The sequence below is a fragment of the Nonomuraea sp. NPDC003214 genome, from assembly GCF_053590035.1.
In genome coordinates, this window is record NZ_JBSFSX010000002.1 from 213,213 (window position 1) to 227,037 (window position 13,825).

Below are 13,825 nucleotides of genomic sequence, written 5' to 3' on the forward strand. Positions count from 1 at the left end.
TGGGGCCTGCCGGGAGGGGCGTGCGCGTTGGGAGGGGAGGGGGGACGGCTCCCTGCGGTGGTCACCCCCCGGGCGCCGGTGCGGCGAGGGGGCGTACGGCGGAGGTCGGCGCAGGCGTACGGAGCGGACGGGGCTGGGGCCTGTCGGGCGGGGGCGTGCGCATTGGGAGGGGAGGGCGGCTTCCTGCGGGAGGCCACCCCCCCGGCGCCGGTGCGGCGAGAGGGGCGTACGGCGGAGGTCGGCGCAAGGCGTACGGCGCGGAAGGGTCGGGGAGGCGGGGCGGCTGGAGCCAGCGCGATGGGGCCACGGGCTGAGGGGCGCGTACGGCGCGGAAGGCCAAGGGTGAGGCACCGGCGGACGGCGCCGTCAGGTGTGTGGGGAGGGGGTGCCCAGGGCCCAGCCGCGGGGACGGCCTCCCCCCGAATGCCGTCCCCGGCTGGGCCCACCCTCGGGTCAGGTGCCGAGGGAACCGGCGTGCGGAAGGGCTCACGATCACGCCGGTCGGCCTTCATGTGGGTCACCTCGAAGGCCGCAGGACTCATCTTGCTCACTGGGCCCCCCGATGTGAATCACCCTTGCGCAGTCGAGGCAGACACTTGTCCACTCTTGACCTGGGCGGACATGCGGAACAATGGGGCGCATGACTCGGATCATCGCGGGGAGCGCGGGTGGGCGCCGGTTGGAGACGCCGCCGGGGCGCGGGACGAGGCCGACCAGCGACAGGGCCAGGGAAGGCGTCTTCTTGACGCTCGACTCGCTGTACGGGCTCGACGGGGCGCGGGTGATGGATCTGTACGCCGGGTCGGGGGCGGTGGGGCTGGAGGCGCTGTCGCGGGGGGCGGCCGAGGCGGTGCTGGTGGAGTCGGACCCGAAGGCGGTGCGGGTCATCAGGTCGAACGTGGCGTCGCTGGGTCTGGCCGGGGCGCGGGTGGTGGCCGATCGGGTGGAGCGGGTGCTGGCCAGGGCGGGGGAGGAGCCGTTCGACATCGTGTTCGCGGATCCGCCGTACGCGGTGTCGGATGACGAGGTGGGGCGGGTGCTGGTGGCGCTGCGGGACAACGGGTGGCTGGTCCCGGGGGCTTTGGTGGCTTTCGAGAGGGAAAGCAGGGGGAAGGCCCTGATGTGGCCTGACGGGTACGTTGAGGAGAGGGTCCGTCGATATGGTGAAGCGTCCGTTTGGTACGGTCGCGCCGCCGGGGAAACCGTAGACCACCCGTAGACCTGGGAGGCGTGTTGCGCCGCGTTGTCTGCCCGGGGTCGTTCGACCCCATCACCAACGGTCATCTCGACATCATCGGCCGGGCCGCCCGGCTGTACGACGAGGTGACGGTGGCCGTACTGATCAATGTCGAGAAGAGCAGCCTGTTCACGGTCGACGAGCGGATCGACATCCTGCAGACCGTCACCAAGGAATACGCGAACGTCAAGGTCAGGAAGTTCCACGGTCTGCTCGTCGACTTCTGCAAGCAGAACGACATCCCGGCGATCGTCAAGGGCATCCGGGTGGTCAGCGACTTCGACTACGAGTTGCAGATGGCCCAGCTCAACTACCGGCTGTCGGGCGTGGAGACGCTGTTCATGCCGACGAACCCCGAATACTCGTTCCTGTCGTCGAGCCGGGTGAAGGAGATCGCCCGTTATGGCGGAGACGTGTCCGGCCTGGTGCCGGACCTGGTGCACAAGCTGCTCGTCGAGCGGCTCAGAGGCTGACGGCGACCTGGTATCCTTTCATTTCGGCCTTGTACGACGGCGTTATCGCCATGCCTAGCGAGAGCAGGATGACTCAGCACCTCAACCCCCGCTCCCCTTGGGTGATCTCCACTCACGACCTGGGAAAGCGGCCGGGCACGATGCGAGAGATCACCCTGACCCTTCCGGCTCCGGCGGATCTCGGCGTCGACATGATCGGCGTTCCCAAGGACGCCGAAGTCGAGCTGGACCTCCGGCTCGAAGCAGTGATGGAAGGCGTGCTCGTCTCGGGCACGGCGCAGGCCCCGCTCGCCGGGGAGTGCGCGCGGTGCCTTGACCCGTTGACCTCGGAGATCGAGGTCGACCTGCAGGAGCTGTTCTTCTACTCCGACGAGGACGCCTCGGAGGACGACTCGCTGCTCGACGGAGAGCTGCTCGACCTCGAGCCGACGTTCCGTGACGCGGTGGTGCTCGCACTGCCGTTGAGCCCCGTCTGCCGCGAGGACTGCCCGGGGCTCTGCACGGAGTGCGGGATCAAGCTGGCCGAGGCCGGCGACGATCACCGGCACGAGAAGATCGACGCCCGCTGGGCGTCGTTGCAAGGTCTGGTTACCGAGAACGATAACGATCAGGAGAAGTGACGTGGCCGTCCCGAAGCGAAAGATGTCGCGGAGCAACACCCGCGCCCGTCGCTCCCAGTGGAAGACGACTGCTGTCGCCCTGGTGAGCTGCCCGCAGTGCCGTTCGCCGAAGCAGCCGCACATCGCGTGCCCCACCTGCGGCACCTACAACCGCCGTCAGGTCATCGAGCCGTCTGCCTGATCTCGCTGAGTTGACGTGATGCCGACCGGGTGCCATTGTGCCCCGGTCGGCGTTACCGTCTCAGATGCGTGCGGTTACGGTTTCGCCCGCGGTCGTGGTGGACGCCGGGGCCTGTTCCCCCCGACGCCCACCACGTTTTCGGGCATCTTCCGCAGCCGTCGTGCCTGGTGAAGATGTTCCGAGGAGGAAAGCACGTGGGCGCAGGTCCTAAGCCGGTGGCCGTGGAGGTCGCCAGAGAAGAGCTGGAGCGGGTCCTGGCGGTCGGCCTGGACTCCGACATCCTGGAGCGGGCGCTGACGCACCGCTCCTACGCGTACGAGAACGGCGGCCTGCCCACCAACGAGCGCCTGGAGTTCCTCGGCGACTCGGTGCTGGGCCTGGTGGTCACCGACACGCTCTACCGCAATCACCCCGATCTGCCCGAGGGCCAGCTGGCCAAGCTGCGGGCGGCGGTGGTCAACATGCGCGCGCTCGCCGACGTGGCGCGTGGCCTGGGCCTGGGCCGGTTCCTGCGGCTGGGCCGGGGCGAGGAGGGCACCGGGGGCCGTGACAAGTCCTCGATCCTGGCCGACACGCTGGAGGCGCTGATCGGCGCCGTCTACGTCGACAAGGGGCTGGACGAGGCGTTCCGGGTCGTGCACGTGCTGTTCGACCCGCTGATCGTGCGTTCGGCGTCGCTGGGCGCCGGGCTCGACTGGAAGACCTCGCTGCAGGAGCTGACCGCCTCCGAGGCGCTGGGCGTGCCCGAATACCACGTCGAGGAGAGCGGCCCCGACCACGCCAAGTCGTTCACCGCCGTGGTGCGGGTGGGCGGCGAGCCCTACGGCGAGGGCAGCGGGCGCAGCAAGAAGGAGGCCGAGCAGCAGGCGGCCGAGGCGGCGTGGACCCGGATCCGGGCCCGCCGCGAGCAGCGCGAGAGCCAGCCGGCGGGCTAGGTTGCCCGAGCTTCCCGAGGTCGAGGTCGTCCGCCGCGGTCTGGCGGAGTGGGTGACCGGCCGTGAGATCGCCTCCGCCGAGGTGCTGCACCCGCGAGCGATCCGGCGTCATCTGCCGGGCGCCGACGAGTTCGCGGCGCGGCTGCGCGGGCGGCTGGTCAAGTCGGCCGAGCGGCGCGGCAAATACCTGTGGCTGCCGCTGTCGGGGCCTGAGGAGGCGCTGCTGGCGCATCTGGGCATGAGCGGCCAGTTGCTGGTGGTCGATCCGGACGCGCCGCCGGAGAAGCATCTGCGGGTGCGGCTCAGGTTCGCCGACGGCGGCTCCGACCTGCGCTTCGTCGACCAGCGGACGTTCGGGCACGTGATGCTCACCACGCTGGTGGGCGGGGTGCCCGAGCCGATCGCGCACATCGCGCCCGACCCGTTCGAGGAGTCGTTCGACGAGGCCGCCTTCACGGCGGCGTTGCGCGCGAAGAAGACGGAGATCAAGCGGGCGCTGCTCGACCAGTCGCTGATCAGCGGCGTCGGCAACATCTACGCCGACGAGGCGCTGTGGCTGGCCCGGCTGCACTGGGCGCGGCCCGCGCAGACGCTCACCCGGCCCAAGGTCGCCGAGCTGGTGGCCGCGGTGCGCGAGGTGATGGGCGCCGCGCTCCAGCAGGGCGGCACGTCCTTCGACAGCCTGTACGTGAACGTCAACGGCGAGAGCGGCTACTTCGACCGCTCACTGGAGGTGTACGGCAGGCAGGACCAGCCCTGCTCGCGCTGCGGCGCCCCGATCAGGCGTGAGCCGTTCATGAACCGGTCGTCCTACTCCTGCCCGAGGTGCCAGCGGCGGCCGCGCTGATCCGAGAGCGTGGCCCCGATCATCGTCGCAGCGGACCAACCTCGGGCCCGGTGTTGGGCCGCTGACACCAAGCGCGAGGCGGCCCTGACGGTGTTGGGTGGGTCTCATGGTGGATCTGCTGTTGCGCGGTGGTTCGGTGTACGACGGGCTGGGCTCCGCGGCCGTGACCGCGGACGTCGCCGTCGAGGGCGGCAGGGTGGTGGCCGTCGGCCGTGACCTGGGCGCCGCCCGCCGGGTGCTGGACGTGACGGGGCTCGCGGTCGCGCCCGGGTTCGTCGATCCGCACGCGCACTCCGACCTGGTGCCGCTCATGCCGCGGGCGCAGCCGTTCAAGCTGCTCCAGGGCGTGACGACGGAGATCAACGGCAACTGCGGCTTCTCCTACGCCCCGGACGCCTCCCGGCTGGAGGAGCTGACCGGGGACGGGGTGCCCGACTGGACGTTCGCCGGCTACCTGGCGGCCGTGGCGGACGCCGGGCCGACCAACCACGTGGCCACGCTGGTCGGACACTCGACGCTGCGCGGCGCGGTGGCCGGGTTCGAGCCGGAGCTGCGGCCCGGCGACCTGGAGCGGATGTGCGAGCTGGCCGCCGAGGCGTTCGAGGCGGGCGCGTGCGGGCTGTCGAGCGGCCTCATCTACCCGCCGGGCAGCTACGGCGACACCGACGAGCTGGTGGCCCTGGCCAGGGTCGCGCACCGCTACGGCGTCCCGTACACGACTCATCTGCGCGACGAGGGGTCGGCGCTGGGGCAGGCGCTGGACGAGGCCGTCGAGATCGCCCGGCGGGCGCGGGTGCGCCTTCAGGTGTCCCACTGCAAGGTCGCCGGCCGCGCCAACCACGGCGGGGCGGGGATGCTGCTCGGCAAGCTGCGCGAGGCCCGCCTGGCGGGCGTGGACGTGCGCGGCGACCAGTACCCCTACACGGCGGGTTCCACCGTCCTGGCGGCGCTGCTGCCGCCGGCCGCGCTGGCCGGCGGCGGCGTGCGCGACACGCTCGCCTCGCCCGGCGAGCGGGCCCGGCTGCGGGCCCGCGCCGAGGCGGGCGGCTCGGGCTCCGGGCTCTGGCGCGACGCCGTCCCCGAGGGCGTGCTGATCACCTCGCACGCCGAGCCGGGGTACGCCGGCCGCACGCTCGCGGACGTGGCCGCCTCCGGCGACGCCTGGGAGACGCTGTGCGATCTGGTGTCGGCCGATCCGGCCGCCGAGATGGTCGTCGAGATGATGGCCGAGGCCGACGTGACCGAGATCATGGCCGACCCGCTGATCGGCATCGGCTCCGACAACGGCGCCCCGGCCGGGCTGGAGCATCCCCGCACGTGGGGGTGCTTCCCCCGGTTCCTCGGGGTGTACGTGCGCGAGCGCGGGGTGGTCGGCTGGGCGGAGGCGGTGCGCAAGATGACCTCGGCCAACGCCGCCCAGTTCGGGCTGCGCGGGCGGGGCTGCCTGGTGCCGGGGGCGTACGCGGACGTGTGCGTGTTCGACCCGGAGAGCGTGGGCCACGCCGGGACGTACGCCGAGCCGGCCGCCCGGCCGACGGGCATCGTGCACGTCCTGCTGGAGGGCCGGGTGGCGGTCGAGTCAGGCGTGTTCACCGGCGGGCGTCACGGCCGGCTGCTGCGCCCGTGAGCCCCGTACGGCGATGAGGACGGCCGCCAGCGCGGTCAGCGCCGCGCCCAGCCACATCACGGCGGTCACCGAGACGCCGTCGGCCACCCGGCCGCCGGCGAGCGCGCCGAGCGCGATGGAGACGTTGAACGCGCCGACGAACAGCGCCGTGCCCAGCTCGCCGCCGCCGGCCCGCATGATCCACAGCTGCAGGGTGACGCCCACGCCGCCGTAGCCGAGACCCCAGACGACGAGCACGGCCAGCGGCAGGCCGATCAGCGGCAGCGCCGCCATGCCCGCGACCATGAGCGCGACCAGCGTGATCAGGACCGCCGCCGGGTTCCTGGCGGCCCGCGCGCCGGCGGCGAAGTTGCCCGCCACGCCCGCCGCGCCGTACAGCAGGAGCGCGACGCCGACCAGCACCGGGCCGGCGTGCGTGACCTGCTCCATGAACGGCCGCACGTAGGTGTAGGCGGCGAAGTGGCCGGCCACGATCAGGACGGTCAGCACGAGGACGAGCCTGAGCGGACCCGAGAACGCGCCGGACAGCGCGCTGCGGCTGTCGGTCCCCGGCAGCGGCGGCAGCGTGGCGGCCAGCAGCGCGAGCAGGACGAGCGCGCCGGCGCCCATGGCGGCGAACGCCGTGCGCCATCCCGCGAACGACGACACGAACGTCGCCGCGGGCACCCCCAGCACCGAGGCCACCGCCACGCCGGACAGGATGACGGAGGTGGCCCGGCCGACCGCCCGTTCCGGCACCAGGCGCGGGCCCAGCCCGGCCGCGATGGCCCAGAACCCGCCGATGCTCACCCCGGTCAGCACCCGGGCCGCCAGCATCACCGGGTAGTTCGGCGCGAGCGCGCCCATCAGGTTGCCCGCCGCCAGCAACGCCATCAACGCCAGCAGCATGATCCGCCGGTCCAGCCGCCGGGTGGTGAACGCCAGCACGGGCGCCGAGGCGGCGGCCACCAGCCCGGGGGCCGTCATCATCAGCCCGGCCGTGCCGTCCGACACGCCGAGCGACGCGGCGATCTCGGTCAGCAGGCCGACGGGCAGCATCTCGCTGGTCACGAGGGTGAAGGTGCCCGCCGCGACCGAGGTCACGGCGAGCCAGCGCGCCGGAGCGGCGGCGGGTGCGTCAGTCGTCGTCATGCCGCTCAGCCTCGCGGCGGCACGCGTGGGGAACAATGACGAACGGCGAAGCCTTGGTTTAGGCAGGCTAAGCGATGCTGGAGGCGGGGATGGAGTTCAGGGAGCTGGAGTGCTTCGTCGTGCTGAGCGAGGAGCTGCACTTCGCGCGCACGGCCGAGCGCCTCTACCTGTCGCCGGGGCGGGTGAGCCAGCTCATGCGCGCCCTGGAGACCAGGATCGGCGGCAGGCTCTTCGAGCGCACCAGCAGGAGGGTGCGGCTCACGCCGCTCGGCGAGCGGTTCCTGGCCGACCTGAGGCCCGCCTACGCCGGGCTGGCGAGCGCCGTGAGCCGGGCCAAGGCCGCGGCGCGGGAGGTCACGGGCGTGCTCAGGGTGGGGTTCCTGGCCACGCCGACGGACGTGGTCACGGGCAGCGTGCTGGCGTTCGAGAGCGGGCATCCCGGCTCGTCGGTCGAGCTGGTGGAGATCCCGCTGTCCGACCCGTTCGGCAGGCTGCGGGCCGGGCAGGTCGACGTCGCGTTCACGCTGCTGCCGGTGGACGAGCCCGACCTGGCGACCGGCGAGGCCCTGAACCGCGTCCCCTACCACCTCGGGCTGCCCGCCGGCCATCCGCTGGCCGGGCGGGTCAGCATCGGCGCGGAGGAGCTGGCCGGCGTGCCGCTGATCGGGCTGGACGGGCCCGCGCCGCGCGGATGGCGCGAGCGGGCGGCACCCAGCGTGACCCCTTCCGGACAGCCGATTCCCCAGGCAGGTACGGTGGCCACCAGCCAGGAGGGCCTGACCCAGGTGGCGCTCGGCCGGGGCGGCATGCTGTTCTGCACCCCGACGGCGGCCCACCACAGGCGGCCCGACGTGAGCTTCGTGCCGGTCACCGGGCTGCCGCCGTCAGTGCTCGGCCTGGCCTGGGTCAAAGCGGCGGAGACCGCGGCGATCAGGGCGTTCGCGCGGGCGGCGGCCGGTCACGCGCTGAGGCTCGTGGCAGCCTGACGTCAGCAGGGAGGAATCATGGACGACGCGCGTATGACCGCCTGGGTGCGGGGCAGGGTGCAAGGGGTGGGGTTCCGCTGGTGGACCAGGGCCAGGGCGCTGGAGCTGGGCCTGACCGGCTGGGCCAGGAACACCGACGACGGCCGGGTCGAGGTCGTCGCCGAGGGGCCGCGCGAGTCGTGCGTCAAGCTCCTCGACCTGCTCAGAGGTTGCGACACGCCGGGCAGGGTGGATGGAGTAGTGGAACGCTGGAGCGAACCCCGAGGTAGCTTGGGCGGATTTGTGGAGCGGTGACCCGTTTCGTTAAACGGCTCAAATAGGGTATAGTTATATGTCGGGAGTGCCTGTCGGTAGGGCAGAGCGGTGCGTTCGACTTGACCGCCCACACGGCCGGTGCGACTCTTGTTAGGTACCACGCGCACCCCTCCCGCGGAATAGAAGTGCGCGAACCAGTCTGGTCACTCAGCGTGGAGGACCCTTTACCATGGCGAAGGCTCTACTCGGCCACGTCGGCGGTCCTGACCCTCGAATGGTCTCGGAGATGCGGCGATTGCAGCAGCGGATCCGTGACCTGGAGGCAGAACTCATCCGACTCCAGGCCCAGAATGACGCTCTTGCGGCGCAAACCCGCGATGAGGCAATCAGCCGCATGCAGGAGCGCGAGCCGGCACTCACCTGAGAGTGATCGGAGCGCAAGATCAGGGACGTCTCACCGAGGCGTCCCTTGTTATTTTTCGCGGGACCGTTGTTTTGCGTTAGACCCTCCTCACCTCCTGACTGCGCCCGCCAGCGACGGGCAGCCGGGGCCAGTAGGCTTTCCCGGAGTTCCGTCCAGGAGTAGGGGGTCCGCGCTTTGTACCTGAAGACCCTCACGCTGCGCGGATTCAAGTCCTTCGCCTCGGCCACCGCCCTCCGCTTCGAGCCCGGCATCACCTGCGTCGTCGGCCCCAACGGCTCCGGCAAGTCCAACGTCGTCGACGCCCTGGCCTGGGTCATGGGCGAGCACAGCGCCAAGTCGCTGCGCGGCGGCAAGATGGAGGACGTCATCTTCGCCGGCACCTCCTCCCGGCCGCCCCTCGGCCGCGCCGAGGTGACGCTGACCATCGACAACACCGACGGCGCCCTGCCGATCGACTACACCGAGGTCACGATCAGCCGGCTGATGTTCCGGTCCGGCCAGAGCGAGTACGCGATCAACGGTGACACCTGCCGCCTGCTCGACATCCAGGAGCTGCTGTCCGACTCCGGCATCGGCAGGGAGATGCACGTCATCGTCGGCCAGGGCCAGCTCGACGCCGTCCTCCACGCCGGTCCCGAGGACCGCCGCGCCTTCATCGAGGAGGCCGCGGGCGTCCTCAAGCACCGCAAGCGCAAGGAGAAGGCGCTGCGCAAGCTCGACGCGATGCAGGCCAACCTGACGCGCGTCCAGGACCTCGCCACCGAGCTGCGCCGCCAGCTCAAGCCGCTCGGCCGCCAGGCGGAGATCGCCCGCAAGGCCGCCGTCATCCAGGCCGACCTGCGTGACGCCCGGCTGCGGCTGCTGGCCGACGACGTCGGCATCCTGCGCGCCACGCTGGAGCGCGAGGCCGCCGACGAGGCCGCGATCCTCGCCAGGCGGGCCCAGGTCGAGGCCGGGCTGGCCGAGGGTCAGCAGCGCGAGGCCCTGCTGGAGGCCGCCGAGGCCGAGGCGCAGCCCCGGCTGAGCGCCGCCCAGGAGACCTACTTCCGGCTGTCGTCGCTGCGCGAGCGCATCACCGGCCTGGCCCAGCTCGCCGCCGAACGCCACCGCCACGCCGTCGACGCCGCCTCCATCGAACGCCGCGGCCGCGAGCCCGAAGAGCTGGAGCGCGAGGCCGCCGAGGCGCGCGAGCAGGAGCTGATCCTCCAGGCCGAGCTGGAGCAGGCCCGCGAGCTGCTCGACGACGCCGTCGAACGCCGCACCGCCGCCGAGGCCGAGCTGGCCGCCGAGGAGCGCCGGCTGGCGATGGCCGCCAGGGCCGCCGCCGACCGCCGCGAGGGGCTGGCCAAGCTCCGCGGCGAGGTCGACTCCGTACGGAGCAGGTCACGGGCGGCCGAGGAGGAGATCGGCCGGCTGGAGCGGGCGGTCGCCGACGCGGCCGAGCGCGAGCGGCGCGCCCGCGAGGACCTGGAGGCGCAGCGGCTCGACGAGCCCGCCCCCGACCCGGCGCTGGCCGAGGAGCTCGCCACCGCGCAGGCGCTGGTCGAGGAGGCCAAGCTGGCCGCCGACGCGGCCCGCGCCGCCGTCGAGGAGGCCAAGGCCGCGCTCGACGCGCCCCGCGCCGCCCTCCAGGCCGCGAAGTCGGGCGTCGGCACCGCCCGCGCCGCCGACCAGGACGCGCAGCGGGCCGTCGCCGCGCTCCAGGCCCGGTGCGACGCCCTGGAGCTGGGCCTGGCCAAGGGCGACGGCGGCGCGGCCCTGCTGGAGGCCGACCTGGCCGGCGTGCTCGGGCCGCTCGCGGCGTCACTCCAGGTGACGCCCGGGGCCGAGGTGGCCGTCGCCGCCGTGCTCGGGCCGGTCGCCGAGGCCATCGCCGTCACGTCGCTCGGCACTGCCGTCGAGGCGCTGGAGCTGCTGCGCGTCAAGGAGGCGGGCCAGGCGACCCTCCTGGTCGCCGGCTCCCGCGACGGCGCCGGGCCCGGCTCGCCGGGCGGCGCGCCCGGCGGCGGGCGGTGGGCGGCCGAGCTGGTCAGCGTGCCCGACCGGCTGCGCGCGTCCCTCGATCACGTGCTGGGCGGGGTCGTCGTGGTCGACGACCTGGAGACCGCGCGGCGGGTGGTCGAGGCCGACCCCGCCCTGCGCGCCGTCACCGTCGGGGGCGACCTCGTCGGCGCGCACGTCGCCGGCGGCGGCTCCGAGGGCGGCACGTCCGTGCTCCAGGTCCGCGCCGCGCTCGACGACGCCGTCGCCGACCTGGCCGACGCCAGGACCCGGGCCGAGGAGACCGCCGCCGCGCTGACCGAGGCGGCCGCCGCCGAGCAGGCCGCCCAGGCCGCGTTCGAGGCCGCCCAGGCGCACGTCGCCGAGGCCCAGAGCGCGGTCAGCGCCGCCCAGGCCGGGGTCAGCTCCGCGCAGGGCACGCTCGACCAGGTCAGGGCCCGCCAGCGGGAGGCCGACCAGCGCGACGCCGCCGCCGCCAAGCGGCTGGCCCAGCTGGAGGCCGCGGCCGAGGCCGCCCGCGCCGAGGCCGAACGGCTCGGCCAGAGCGTCGCCGCCGCCCGCGAGGCCCGCGCCGACGGCCTGGAGGAGCTGGCCGAGCTGGAGATCCGGCTGGCCGAGGCCGAATACTCCCAGGAGCTGGAGACCGAGCCCACCACCGAGGCCCGCGACGAGCTCGCCGCCGATTGCGAGAGCGCCCGGCAGCGCGAGGTCGAGACCCGCCTCCAGGTCCGCACCGCCGAGGAGCGGGTCAAGGGCGTCGAGGGCCGCGCCGACGGCCTCATCCGCGCCGCCGCCCGCGAGCGCCAGGAACGCGCCCAGGCCGCCGCACAGCGCGCCCGCCGCCGTGAGCAGGCCGTCCTGGCCCAGGCGGTCGCCGAGGGCGCCAAGCGCGTCCTGACGAGCCTCGCGGCCTCCATCCAGCTCGCCGCCCGCGAGCGCGACGAGGCCGACCTCGCCCGCGTCGCCGTCGACGCCGAGCTCAAGCAGGTACGCCTGCACGTGCGCGAGCTCAGCCAGGAGCTCGACAAGCTGGTCAACCGGGTCCACGGCAGCGAGGTGGCCCGCACCGAGCAGCGCCTCCGGCTGGAGCAGCTGGAGCAGCGGGCCATGGACGAGTTCGGCGTCGAGGCCGACACGCTGCTCGCCGAGTACGGCCCCGACGCCCCAGTGCCGGGCGACCCGCCCGTCCCGTACGTGCGTGAGGAGCAGGAGAAGCGGGCCCGCGCCGCCGAGCGCCAGATGAACCAGCTCGGCAAGGTCAACCCGCTGGCCCTGGAGGAGTTCGCGGCGCTGGAGGAGCGCCACGCGTTCCTGACCTCGCAGCTGGAGGACCTGAAGAAGACCCGGCGCGACCTGCTGACCGTGGTCAAGGAGGTCGACGACCGGGTGCAGCTGATGTTCTCGTCGGCGTACGAGGACGTGGCGCGCGAGTTCGAGCAGATCTTCGGCCGGGTGTTCCCGGGCGGTGACGGGCGGCTCGTGCTGACCGACCCCGACGACATGCTGACCACCGGCATCGAGGTGGAGGCGCGGCCGCCGGGCAAGAAGGTCAAGCGGCTGTCGCTGCTGTCGGGCGGCGAGCGGTCGCTGACGGCGGTCGCGTTCCTGATCTCCATCTTCAAGGCCAGGCCGTCGCCGTTCTACGTCATGGACGAGGTCGAGGCCGCGCTCGACGACACCAACACCCAGCGGCTGCTGACGCTGTTCGAGGAGCTGCGGCAGAGCTCGCAGCTGATCGTCATCACGCACAACAAGCGCACGATGGAGATCGCCGACGCCCTCTACGGCGTGTCGATGCGCGGCGACGGCGTCACCCAGGTCGTCAGCCAGCGGCTTCGCGAGCGCGAAACGGCGTGATTGGCGTGGCCTTGGGCATGAGCATGCCGGACGATCTGGAAAACTGACATCTTGTGGATGGTTACCTCGGCGTCATAGTGATCGTGGTGCTTGTCGCCCTCGTGGCGGCAGGCGGCCTCTTCCTGATCTTCCGGCCGGGCGGCAAGGCGGCCCCGCCGCCCGTCAAGCCTCCGGAGGCGCCGCCGCTCCCGGAGGAGACGGAGCCGCGCCCCGCCTCGGCCGACGAGGCCGAAGGCGCCACCACCACGCTGCCGCCTCCGGCCAAGCCCGCCGAGCCCGCCGTCGTGGCGCCGCCCGTGGAGGTGCCGCCGCCGTCCGAGGGACGCATGGTGCGGCTGCGCTCGCGGCTGGCCAGGTCGCAGAGCGCGCTCGGCCGCGGCCTGCTGGAGCTGCTGTCGCGTGACCGGCTCGACGACGAGGTGTGGGACGAGATCGAGGAGCGCCTGATCACGGCCGACGTCGGCGTCGCGCCGACCCAGGTCATGGTCGAGGAGCTGCGCACCAAGGTCAAGGTGCTCGGCAGCCGGTCGCCGCAGGAGGTGCGGGCGCTGCTGCGTGAGCAGCTTCTCATCCAGGTCAACCCCGACCTCGACCGCACCCTCCACACCGCCAAGCACGGCGAGCGGCCGGCCGTGGTGCTGGTCGTGGGCGTCAACGGCACCGGCAAGACCACCACCACCGGCAAGCTCGCCCGTTCGCTCGTCGGCGACGGCAAGAAGGTCGTGCTCGGCGCGGCCGACACGTTCCGCGCCGCCGCCGCCGACCAGCTCCAGACGTGGGGCGACCGGGTCGGCGCCGACGTGGTGCGCGGTCCCGAGGGCGGCGACCCGGCCTCGGTGGCCTTCGACGCGACCGCCCGGGGCATCGAGGAGCAGGCCGACGTGGTCATCGTCGACACGGCGGGCCGCCTGCACACCAAGACCGGCCTGATGGACGAGCTGGGCAAGGTCAAGCGCGTCATCGAGAAGAAGGCCACGGTCGACGAGGTGCTGCTCGTCCTCGACGCCACCACGGGCCAGAACGGGATGCGGCAGGCGCAGGTGTTCGCCGAGGTGGTCAACATCACGGGCATCGCGCTGACGAAGCTCGACGGCACGGCCAAGGGCGGCATCGTCATCTCGGTCCAGCGGGAGCTGGGTGTCCCGGTCAAGCTGGTCGGGTTGGGCGAGGGTCCGGATGATTTGGCCCCCTTCGACCCAGAGGTGTTCGTCGACGCCATCCTGGGCGATTGATCCTTAAACCCCTAGGAAA

General features: G+C 72.8%; 13 protein-coding genes. 12 read left to right on the forward strand and 1 reads right to left on the reverse strand.

Annotated elements, in window-relative coordinates:
• Positions 1-640: 640 nt before the first annotated feature.
• The 7 genes from rsmD (at position 641) to ACWDXC_RS05965 (ending at position 5,920) form a co-directional block, all read left to right on the forward strand.
• Positions 641-1,219, forward strand: a complete 579-nt coding sequence (rsmD, locus tag ACWDXC_RS05935) for a 16S rRNA (guanine(966)-N(2))-methyltransferase RsmD (RefSeq protein ID WP_219507016.1) — start codon at positions 641-643, stop codon at positions 1,217-1,219.
• A gap of 14 nt (positions 1,220-1,233) precedes the next feature.
• Positions 1,234-1,710 carry a pantetheine-phosphate adenylyltransferase gene (gene coaD / locus ACWDXC_RS05940; RefSeq protein WP_219507015.1) on the forward strand — a complete coding sequence of 159 codons (477 nt, stop codon included), beginning with the start codon at positions 1,234-1,236 and terminating at the stop codon, positions 1,708-1,710.
• A 68-nt stretch (positions 1,711-1,778) separates the two neighbouring features.
• Entirely contained in the window at positions 1,779-2,330 is a 552-nt protein-coding gene (locus tag ACWDXC_RS05945) for a YceD family protein (protein WP_219507014.1), read from the forward strand.
• A gap of 1 nt (position 2,331) precedes the next feature.
• Positions 2,332-2,511 (forward strand): 50S ribosomal protein L32, encoded by a 180-nt coding sequence (gene rpmF, locus ACWDXC_RS05950; RefSeq protein ID WP_033409409.1) that lies wholly within the window; start codon positions 2,332-2,334, stop codon positions 2,509-2,511.
• A gap of 221 nt (positions 2,512-2,732) precedes the next feature.
• The gene (gene rnc, locus ACWDXC_RS05955; protein WP_364176469.1) at positions 2,733-3,446 is read left to right on the forward strand and encodes a ribonuclease III; all 714 of its coding nucleotides are present in this window, start codon (positions 2,733-2,735) and stop codon (positions 3,444-3,446) included.
• A 1-nt stretch (position 3,447) separates the two neighbouring features.
• Entirely contained in the window at positions 3,448-4,293 is an 846-nt protein-coding gene (mutM, locus tag ACWDXC_RS05960; RefSeq protein ID WP_449978512.1) for a bifunctional DNA-formamidopyrimidine glycosylase/DNA-(apurinic or apyrimidinic site) lyase, read from the forward strand.
• 106 nt (positions 4,294-4,399) lie between these two features.
• A complete protein-coding gene (locus ACWDXC_RS05965) occupies positions 4,400-5,920 on the forward strand; it encodes an N-acyl-D-amino-acid deacylase family protein (RefSeq protein ID WP_449978515.1) in 1,521 nt (506 codons plus the stop codon).
• On the opposite strand, the gene ACWDXC_RS05970 is transcribed toward ACWDXC_RS05965, so the two are convergent.
• Positions 5,873-7,051 carry an MFS transporter gene (locus ACWDXC_RS05970; protein WP_364176122.1) on the reverse strand — a complete coding sequence of 393 codons (1,179 nt, stop codon included), beginning with the start codon at positions 7,049-7,051 and terminating at the stop codon, positions 5,873-5,875. The two genes, ACWDXC_RS05965 and ACWDXC_RS05970, sit on opposite strands and share 48 nt — an antisense overlap.
• Positions 7,052-7,140: 89 nt before the next feature.
• On the opposite strand from ACWDXC_RS05970, the gene ACWDXC_RS05975 reads away from it, so the two are divergent.
• From ACWDXC_RS05975 to ftsY, 5 genes are all read left to right on the forward strand, one after another.
• Entirely contained in the window at positions 7,141-8,037 is an 897-nt protein-coding gene (locus ACWDXC_RS05975; protein ID WP_449978519.1) for a LysR family transcriptional regulator, read from the forward strand.
• An 18-nt stretch (positions 8,038-8,055) separates the two neighbouring features.
• Positions 8,056-8,331 (forward strand): acylphosphatase, encoded by a 276-nt coding sequence (locus ACWDXC_RS05980; RefSeq protein WP_219507004.1) that lies wholly within the window; start codon positions 8,056-8,058, stop codon positions 8,329-8,331.
• A 190-nt stretch (positions 8,332-8,521) separates the two neighbouring features.
• On the forward strand, positions 8,522-8,716 hold the full coding sequence (locus ACWDXC_RS05985) for a hypothetical protein (protein ID WP_049556952.1): 195 nt from the start codon (positions 8,522-8,524) through the stop codon (positions 8,714-8,716).
• Positions 8,717-8,890: 174 nt separating this feature from the next.
• Positions 8,891-12,574 carry a chromosome segregation protein SMC gene (gene smc, locus ACWDXC_RS05990; protein WP_449978523.1) on the forward strand — a complete coding sequence of 1,228 codons (3,684 nt, stop codon included), beginning with the start codon at positions 8,891-8,893 and terminating at the stop codon, positions 12,572-12,574.
• A gap of 53 nt (positions 12,575-12,627) precedes the next feature.
• On the forward strand, positions 12,628-13,806 hold the full coding sequence (ftsY, locus tag ACWDXC_RS05995; RefSeq protein ID WP_449978526.1) for a signal recognition particle-docking protein FtsY: 1,179 nt from the start codon (positions 12,628-12,630) through the stop codon (positions 13,804-13,806).
• Positions 13,807-13,825: the final 19 nt, after the last annotated feature.

Coding starts and splice junctions, on each gene's coding strand:
- rsmD (WP_219507016.1), top strand. CDS start 641: ATGACTCGGATCATCGCGGGGAGCGCGGGTGGGCGCCGGTTGGAGACG.
- ACWDXC_RS05945 (WP_219507014.1), top strand. CDS start 1,779: ATGACTCAGCACCTCAACCCCCGCTCCCCTTGGGTGATCTCCACTCAC.
- ACWDXC_RS05965 (WP_449978515.1), top strand. CDS start 4,400: ATGGTGGATCTGCTGTTGCGCGGTGGTTCGGTGTACGACGGGCTGGGC.
- ACWDXC_RS05970 (WP_364176122.1), bottom strand. CDS start 7,051: ATGACGACGACTGACGCACCCGCCGCCGCTCCGGCGCGCTGGCTCGCC.
- ACWDXC_RS05975 (WP_449978519.1), top strand. CDS start 7,141: ATGGAGTTCAGGGAGCTGGAGTGCTTCGTCGTGCTGAGCGAGGAGCTG.
- ACWDXC_RS05980 (WP_219507004.1), top strand. CDS start 8,056: ATGGACGACGCGCGTATGACCGCCTGGGTGCGGGGCAGGGTGCAAGGG.
- ACWDXC_RS05985 (WP_049556952.1), top strand. CDS start 8,522: ATGGCGAAGGCTCTACTCGGCCACGTCGGCGGTCCTGACCCTCGAATG.